The organism is Streptosporangium sp. NPDC006013 (assembly GCF_040614275.1).
Lineage (GTDB): Bacteria > Actinomycetota > Actinomycetes > Streptosporangiales > Streptosporangiaceae > Streptosporangium.
Map to the genome: position 1 here is coordinate 1 of NZ_JBEXUE010000928.1, position 1446 is coordinate 1446.

The 1446-nt window shown below is 70.1% G+C and carries 1 protein-coding gene; it reads left to right on the forward strand.

Annotated elements, in window-relative coordinates; genetic code table 11:
* Positions 1-250 precede the first annotated feature (250 nt).
* Positions 251-1444 (forward strand): IS30 family transposase, encoded by a 1194-nt coding sequence (locus ABZ260_RS50995; RefSeq protein ID WP_355633182.1) that lies wholly within the window; start codon positions 251-253, stop codon positions 1442-1444.
* Positions 1445-1446 lie beyond the last annotated feature (2 nt).

A 1446-nucleotide genomic window follows, 5' to 3' on the forward strand; every position in this document is an offset into this window, starting at 1 on the left:
GGCGGATTCAACCGGTCGTCGCAACACCTCGATCTTCGAGGGGGATGTTGTGGCGCAAGGAAGGGCGCGTGCGGCGCTTCAGGCTGGTCGTCCGCCGCTTCGATCACCGGGGCGGCCTCCGGTCAACCGGCGTGAGGAGCAGCAGAGGTTCTGGCGGCTGATCGCCGAAGGGCTGTCGAGCGAGGAGGCCGCTGTCGCGTGCGGTGTGTCGATGCCGCTGGGGCCGCGATGGTTTCGTGAGGGTGGCGGTATGCCGCCGATCAGCCTGGCCCCTCCCTCGGGCCGCTACCTGTCGTTCGCCGAGCGCGAGGAGATCGCCATGCTGCGCGCCCAGGGGCGCGGGGTGCGGGAGATAGCCCGCAGTCTGGGACGTGCCCCGTCGACGATCTCGCGGGAGCTGCGGCGCAACGCGGCGACCAGGGGTGGACGGCTGGACTACCGGGCCTCGGTCGCGCAGTGGCACGCCGACCGCCAGGCGCGCCGGCCTAAGGTGAGCAAGCTCGCCGCCAACGACCGGCTGCGAGAGTATGTGCAGGATCGGCTGGCCGGCACGGTCCGCGCCCCGGACGGCAGCGCAATCGAAGGACCACAGGTCCGCTGGATCGGGCGACGTCACGGGCGCCGCCAGGACCGGCGCTGGGCGACGTCATGGAGTCCGGAGCAGATCGCGGGCAGGCTCCCGGTCGATTTTCCCGAGGATGAGACGATGCGGATCTCGCACGAGGCCATCTACCAGGCTCTGTATATCCAGGGCCGCGGCGCGTTGCGGCGCGAGCTGACCGCCTGCCTGCGCACCGGGCGGGCGCTGCGGGTGCCGCGGGCCCGGACCCGCCAGCGCGGAAAGAAGTTCGTCACCGAGAACGTGCTGATCGGTCAGCGGCCCGCCGAGGCCGCCGACCGGGCCGTGCCCGGGCACTGGGAAGGCGATCTGATCATCGGCCTGGACAGCTCCGCGATCGGCACGCTGGTCGAGCGCACCACCCGGTACACGATGCTGCTGTATCTGCCCCGGATGGACGGCCACGGCGAAGGTGAGCGGGTCAAGAACGGCCCGGCACTCGCCGGGCACGGCGCCGAAGCCGTGCGCGACGCCGTCGCCGCCACGATCATCACGCTGCCCGGGCAACTGCGCAGGTCACTGACCTGGGATCAGGGCGCGGAGATGGCACAGCATGCACAACTGCGCATCGACACCGGGCTGGAGATCTACTTCGCCGACCCGCACAGTCCCTGGCAGCGCGGCACCAACGAGAACACCAACGGCCTGCTGCGCCAGTACTTCCCCAAGGGAACCGACCTGAGCAGGCACAGCCGAAACGACCTGGGCGCAGTCGCCGCCACGCTCAACAGCCGCCCCCGTAAGACACTCGGCTGGCGCACTCCCGCAGAGGCGTTCAACGAGCACCTATGCTTGCTGGCAGGCAGTGTTGCAACGACTCCTTGAAC